The sequence below is a fragment of the Comamonas sp. JUb58 genome, from assembly GCF_004364775.1.
Classification (GTDB): domain Bacteria; phylum Pseudomonadota; class Gammaproteobacteria; order Burkholderiales; family Burkholderiaceae_C; genus Comamonas.
In genome coordinates, this window is the sequence record NZ_SOAL01000016.1 from 141720 (window position 1) to 148306 (window position 6587).

At 59.6% G+C, this 6587-nt stretch carries 7 protein-coding genes; 3 read left to right on the top strand and 4 right to left on the bottom strand.

All coding sequences use genetic code 11. From position 1 onward, the window contains the following. Positions 1-112 precede the first annotated feature (112 nt). The gene (bfr, locus tag EDF71_RS17730) at positions 113-589 is read right to left on the bottom strand and encodes a bacterioferritin (protein ID WP_133857880.1); all 477 of its coding nucleotides are present in this window, start codon (positions 587-589) and stop codon (positions 113-115) included. 408 nt (positions 590-997) lie between these two features. On the opposite strand from bfr, the gene ahpC reads away from it, so the two are divergent. Both ahpC and ahpF read left to right on the top strand, forming a co-directional pair. Then, a complete protein-coding gene (ahpC, locus tag EDF71_RS17735) occupies positions 998-1561 on the top strand; it encodes an alkyl hydroperoxide reductase subunit C (RefSeq protein ID WP_021025534.1) in 564 nt (187 codons plus the stop codon). Positions 1562-1690: 129 nt separating this feature from the next. Further along, positions 1691-3262, top strand: coding sequence for an alkyl hydroperoxide reductase subunit F (ahpF, locus tag EDF71_RS17740; protein WP_133857881.1), 1572 nt, complete (start codon positions 1691-1693; stop codon positions 3260-3262). Between the two features lie 129 nt (positions 3263-3391). Here ahpF and argF read toward each other — a convergent pair whose 3' ends face one another. Together argF and EDF71_RS17750 are read right to left on the bottom strand one after the other, a co-directional pair. Beyond that, the gene (argF, locus tag EDF71_RS17745; protein ID WP_133857882.1) at positions 3392-4312 is read right to left on the bottom strand and encodes an ornithine carbamoyltransferase; all 921 of its coding nucleotides are present in this window, start codon (positions 4310-4312) and stop codon (positions 3392-3394) included. A gap of 17 nt (positions 4313-4329) precedes the next feature. Beyond that, the gene (locus EDF71_RS17750) at positions 4330-5532 is read right to left on the bottom strand and encodes an aspartate aminotransferase family protein (protein ID WP_133857883.1); all 1203 of its coding nucleotides are present in this window, start codon (positions 5530-5532) and stop codon (positions 4330-4332) included. Positions 5533-5906: 374 nt separating this feature from the next. On the opposite strand from EDF71_RS17750, the gene EDF71_RS17755 reads away from it, so the two are divergent. Further along, positions 5907-6278 carry a DUF3579 domain-containing protein gene (locus EDF71_RS17755; protein ID WP_133857884.1) on the top strand — a complete coding sequence of 124 codons (372 nt, stop codon included), beginning with the start codon at positions 5907-5909 and terminating at the stop codon, positions 6276-6278. A 156-nt stretch (positions 6279-6434) separates the two neighbouring features. Here the strand turns inward: EDF71_RS17755 and EDF71_RS17760 are convergent. Next, positions 6435-6587 (bottom strand): integrase core domain-containing protein (locus EDF71_RS17760; protein WP_133857885.1); only part of this gene is annotated, 153 nt, incomplete at its 5' end.

The following is a 6587-nucleotide window of genomic DNA, read 5'->3' on the forward strand; positions in this document are numbered from 1 at the left end:
TTGAAGTTGAGAATGATTACTGTTTAACCATCGATGCAAGCAGGTTTGTGCGACAGATACAACAAAAAAGGACCCGAAGGTCCTTTTTGTGGTGTGTTGCAGCGCGGGCGCCTTATTCGACTTCGCCCATGATGGACTGCAGGTAGTTCTGGATGCCGACCTTGTCGACCAGGTCCAGCTGGGTTTCCAGAAAATCGATGTGCTCTTCGGTGTCGTCCAGGATCTTTTGCAGCAGGTCGCGCGAGACATAGTCACGCACGGTCTCGCAGTGGGCAATGCCATCCTTGATGGTGGCTTGGGCGGCTTGCTCCAGACGCAGGTCGCAGGCCAGGGCTTCTGGCACGTCTTCACCGATCTGCAGCTTGCCCAGGTCTTGCAGGTTGGGCAGGCCGTCCAGCATGAAGATGCGGTCCATCAGCCAGTCGGCATGCTTCATCTCGCCAATCGATTCCTCGTATTCCTTCTTGGCCAGCTTGTCCAGACCCCAGTGCTTGTACATGCGGTAATGCAGAAAGTACTGGTTGATGGCGGTGAGTTCGTTCTTCAGCTGCGCTTGCAGAAAACCGATGACCTTGGGATCGCCTTTCATGGTGGGCTCCTTCTCTTGTGTGAATGACGGGTGTTGGGGCTATTGTCCTTGCGAAAGGTCAAGCAACCAAACCAGGCAGCGCTTATCCCCCGTGCTTTCGCTCTGGCTGCGTGTAAGGCTGAGTCGTGTTCTCATTTGACGTCGCCCGCACCTTGCTTGCATGATGCGGCTTGCTGCAGCGCAACTGGGCTGTCATGGCGCTGTGCTAAGTTGCAGCGAACAGGGCGCAGTGCGTTGCGCAGGCTTGCAAAATCTGCATACGCCCGCATATAGCAATCTGCCTTGGGTCAGTATTTGAATAATAGTTTGTTTAAATTGAAATCATTATATTAATTGAGTTGATCAATTATTAAGAAGTTTCTACACTAACCCCTGTCAATCGTTTTTACTCAACAGAAGGAAACCACCATGTCCGTACTCAACAGCAAGATCAAGCCTTTCGCGACGCAAGCATTCAAGGATGGCAAGTTCATCGAAGTGACCGAAAAAGACGTCCTGGGCAAGTGGGCTGTGTTCTTCTTCTACCCTGCTGACTTCACTTTCGTCTGCCCTACCGAACTGGGCGACGTGGCTGACCACTACGCAGAACTGCAAAAGCTGGGCGTGGAAGTCTATTCCGTGTCCACCGACACCCACTTCGTGCACAAGGCATGGCACGACACCTCGGACACCATCGCCAAGATCAAGTACACCATGCTGGGTGACCCAACCTGGCAAATCAGCCAGAACTTTGACTGCCTGCGCGAAGGCCAAGGCCTGGCAGACCGTGCCACCTTCATCGTCGATCCAGAAGGCGTGATCCAAGCCATGGAAATCACCGCTGAAGGCATCGGCCGCAATGCAGAAGACCTGCTGCGCAAGATCAAGGCTGCCCAGTACGTGGCTTCGCACCCCGGTGAAGTCTGCCCAGCCAAGTGGCAAGAAGGCGAAAAGACCCTGGCTCCTTCGCTGGACCTGGTCGGCAAGATCTAAGCCTAAGCTTTTCCTTACTGCTGCAATTCCAACGTAGTAGACGCCCGGGTGCCTGGCGCCCGGGCTTTTTGTTTTTGAAAAGTGCTGCAAGCCAACGAGGCTTGGCATAAGAAGTTTGAAGGAAGTCCCATGCTCGACAACACCATGAAAGCCCAACTGAAAGCCTACCTGGAGCGCTTGACCAAGCCCGTCGAGCTGGTGGCGACCCTGGACGACGGTGACAAGTCGAAGGAAGTGCGCCAGCTGCTGGCCGATATCAAAGAGCTGAACGACAAGATCACGGTGGTCGAAGACAATGCGGCCGATGTGCGCAAGCCTTCTTTCCTGATCACCAACCCCGGCACCAATGTGGGCGTGCGCTTCGCTGGCGTGCCCCTGGGCCATGAATTCACCTCGCTGGTGCTGGCGCTGCTGCAGGTGGGTGGTCACCCATCGAAGGAATCGGCAGAGTTGCTCGAGCAGGTCAAGAACATCGACACGCCCCTGCACTTCGAGACCTTCTACTCGCTGTCGTGCCACAACTGCCCGGACGTGGTGCAGGCGCTGAACCTGATGTCCGTGCTCAACCCCAAGATCACGCATACCGCGATCGATGGCGGCCTGTTCCAGAAGGAAGTGCAAGAGCGCGAAATCATGGGCGTGCCCACCGTATTCGTCAACGGCCAGCGTTTTGGCCAGGGCCGCATGGAGCTGGCCGAGATTGTCGCCAAGGTGGACACCGGCGCGGCAGCCCGCGAAGCGCAAAAGATCTCGGCGAAGGAGGCCTTTGATGTGCTGATCGTCGGCGGTGGCCCTGCTGGCGCAGCCGCAGCGATCTATGCGGCGCGCAAGGGCATCCGCACCGGCATCGCGGCCGAACGCCTGGGTGGCCAGGTGCTCGACACCGTGGATATCGAGAACTTCATCTCGGTCAACAAGACCGATGGCCCCAAGTTTGCGGCCGCGATGGAGAGCCATATCCGCGACTACGAGGTCGACATCATGAACCTGCAGACCGCCAAGTCCTTGACGCCAGCAGCGCAAGAGGGCGGCCTGATCGAGATCGAGACCGAGTCGGGTGCCAAGCTCAAGGCCCGCACGGTGATCCTGTCGACCGGCGCGCGCTGGCGCAACATGAATGTGCCCGGTGAGGATACCTACCGCACCAAGGGAGTGACCTACTGCCCGCACTGCGATGGCCCGCTCTTCAAGGGCAAGCCTGTGGCGGTGATTGGTGGCGGCAACTCGGGTGTTGAGGCCGCTATTGACCTGGCTGGCGTGGTGAAGCACGTGACCTTGCTGGAGTTTGCCTCCGAGCTGAAGGCCGATGCCGTGCTGCAGCGCAAGCTGCGCAGCCTGCCCAATGTGACAGTCATCCTGAATGCGCAGACCACCGAAGTGAACGGTGACGGCAAGAAGGTGACGGGCCTGACCTACAAGGACCGCACGAACGACGAGACCAAGACCGTCGCGCTGGAAGGCATCTTTGTGCAGATCGGCCTGCTGCCCAACACCGGCTGGCTCAAGGGCACTGTGCAGCTGACCCCGTTTGGCGAGATCGAGATCGATGCCAAGGGCCACACGAACCTGCCTGGCGTGTTTGCTGCGGGTGACTGCACCAATGTGCCGTACAAGCAGATCGTCATCGCCGCAGGTGCTGGTGCGACTGCTGCGCTGAGCGCGTTTGACCACCTGATCCGCACGACGGCACCTGCTGCCTGATCTGCCTGATTTGACAGGTAGGCGCTGAAATGACAATGCCCCGATACCGAAAGGTTCGGGGCATTGTTGCATCTGGAGGGGCCGGGGCGGCTCAGCCAGCCCAAGCAGGGCTGACGGTGGCGTTGCGGTTTAACCCTGCTTACCGATCAGCAGGTACTCCATCAAAGCCTTTTGTACATGCATGCGGTTCTCGGCCTCGTCCCAGACGACGGACTGCGGGCCGTCAATGACCTCGGCCTGCACCTCTTCGCCGCGGTGGGCGGGCAGGCAGTGCATGAAGAGGGCGTCCTTCTTGGCGACGGCCATCATGTCGAGGTCCACGCACCATTCGGCGAAGGCCTTCTTGCGCTTTTCGTTTTCCTCTTCATAGCCCATGCTGGTCCACACATCGGTGGTCACCAGATCGGCGCCCTTGCAGGCCTCATGCGGATCGCTGAACAGCTGGTAGCAGCCCTTGTCGTAGGCGCGGCCGCTGAAGGCCAGTTGCTCATCGATGCCATAGCCGCTGGGCGTGCTGACATGGACCTTGAAGCCCAGCAGATTGGCCGCCTGCAGCCAGGTGTTGGCCATGTTGTTGCCATCGCCCACCCAGGCGACCGTTTTGCCCTGGATCGAGCCACGGTGCTCGATGAAGGTGAAGATGTCGGCCAGGATCTGGCAGGGGTGGAACTCGTTGGTCAAGCCATTGATGACCGGCACGCGCGAGTGCGCTGCAAAGCGCTCGATCTTGTCCTGGCCGAAGGTGCGGATCATCACCAGATCGGTCATGCGGCTGATCACGCGGGCGCTGTCCTCGATAGGCTCGGCACGGCCCAGCTGGCTGTCGCCGGTGGTCAGGTGGACCACCGAGCCGCCCAGCTGGTACATGCCGGCTTCAAAGCTCACGCGGGTGCGGGTGCTGGCCTTCTCGAAGATCATCGCCAAGGTGCGGTCAGCCAGCGTGTGGTGGGTCACATAGCCCTTGAACTTCTGCTTGATCAGCGTGGCGCGCTTGAGCAAGTATTCATATTCGTCAGCCGTGAAGTCCTGGAATTGCAGATAGTGTTTCATTGCAGTCTGTCCTGGGCTCATTGGCCCGCGAGGAAGGATTTGACCAGCGGCACGAGCTTGGCGACGATTTCATCGGCTTCGGCTTCGGTCAGGATCAGCGGTGGCACGATACGGATCACGGTGTCGGCGGTCACGCTGAACAGCAGGCCGGCTTCTTGCACGCCGCGCGTGATCAGCTCGCCGCAGGGCTTGTTCAGCTCCACGCCAATCATCAGGCCCTGGCCGCGCACCTCGACAAAGCCGGGCGTGCCCGCCAGTGCCTGGTTCAGCGCTGCCTTCAGGTAGTCACCCACCTTGGTGGCGTTGGCCAGCAGGCCTTCTTCTTCCATGATGGCGATGGTTTCCACACCGGCACGCATGGCCAGCGGGTTGCCGCCAAAGGTGGTGCCGTGGTTGCCCGGCTGCAGCACCTTGGCAGCCTTGGGGCCGGCCACGACGGCGCCGACAGGCACGCCCGAGCCCAGGCCCTTGGCCAGCGACATCACATCGGGCACGATGCCCGCCCATTGGTGGGCAAACCACTTGCCGGTGCGGCCCATGCCGGCCTGGATTTCGTCGACGATGAACAGCCAGTCCTTGGCATCGCAGAGCTCGCGTACCTGCTTCATGAAGTCGGCGCGCATCGGGTGCAGGCCGCCTTCGCCCTGGATGGGCTCCATCATCACGCCGACGATATTGGGGTTGCCTTCGGTCGCTTCCTGCAGCGCGACGAAGTCATTGGCCGGCACGCGCAGAAAGCCGTCGAGCAGGGGGCCGAAGCCGTTGCGCACCTTGGGGTTGGCGGTGGCGCTCATCGTGGCGATCGAGCGGCCATGGAAGGCATGGTCGAACACGACGATCACCGGCTTTTCGATGCCCTTGTCCACGCCGTACTTGCGGGCGATCTTGATCGAGGCCTCGTTCGCTTCCAGGCCGGTGGAGCAGAAGAAGACATTGGTCATCTTCGAGCGCTCAACCAGCAGGGCTGCCAGCTTTTCCTGGCCCGGCACATAGTAGTAGTTGCTGGTGTGGATCAGCTTGGTCATCTGGTCGTGCAGCGCAGCGACCAGCTTGCCGTGGTTGTGGCCCAGCGTGTTGACGGCGATGCCGCCCAGCGCGTCGAGGTATTCCTTGCCGTTGACATCCCAGACACGCACGCCCTGGCCTCGCTCCAGTGCGACCGGCACGCGGCCATAGGTAGTCATCACGTGGGGCTCAGAAGGCTTGACGGTGTCTTGCATGGAAATCTCCGGAAAAAAGAAACAGAATCAAAAAATCCGCCATGGCTCCAGACCCCTATGGCATGGCACCAGCGGAAGTCCCATTCTAGGGGCTGTGTAGCGACAGACTAGTGAAGAATGCGCATCACAGAATCGCAGCGGAGCCTGAGCGCCGGCATGGCCCAATACCGGCAGGCTAGACTACGCAGCGCAAGGGCCTCGGCATATCCGCTCCGCTGGCCTTTGCAGGCGGCGCAACGTTATGCGTTTCTTGCATCTGATGATGTTTTGAACTTATGCCTTGCGCGTGCGTATCTCTTATATAAGAGTTAAAATACGGGTTTGGCCTGAGACAGTGATCCTGTGCTCAGGCGTCTATCAGAGGCTTCCATCCCATGGTTTCTCCAACATCTCAAGAAGTTTTCATTCTGGGTCTGACCCAGAATGGGAAGACCTTTCGCCCCAGCGACTGGGCGGAGCGTCTGGCGGGGGTGATGAGCCAGTTTCGTCCGGGCGGCATGCGCCGTGGTGGCCATTTGGGCTATTCGCCCTGGTGCGTTCCCACGACGATGAATGGCGCCAAATGCGTGATCGTCAAGCGCGAGCTGCAGGTCCATGAGCCGATGGCCTGGGACTTTGTGATGAACTTTGCGCGCGACAACGGACTGCAGACCACCGATGCCTGCCTGATTCCGGAGGCGCCGGCCAAGCCTGGCGATCCGGCCAGTCCGGCCAGCAGCACTGGCAACACCACCACCAAGGCCTGAGTTATCAGGCCTTTTTTGCGGGTGGGTGTTGGCTGGCTGGTGCTGCCCAGGCAGCATGTATGCATCGCGTGCTTGATGGGTGCGATGCTTGGGTCTGGCTTTGTTGTATGAGCCCATCCAGCGCTGCCAAGAATCGGTCGACTGACCCGTCCTAAATTAGATTGACAGTTTGGACGGTTGAACAGGCCGGAGCAATCCGGCCAATGACGCCCGGTGCACTGCATCGGGCGTTTGCATTTTCAGCGATGTGTGCAGCCTCTCGCTGTTGTATATCCGTATGGCCTCTGCCACCATCTGCCTGGCCTGCGC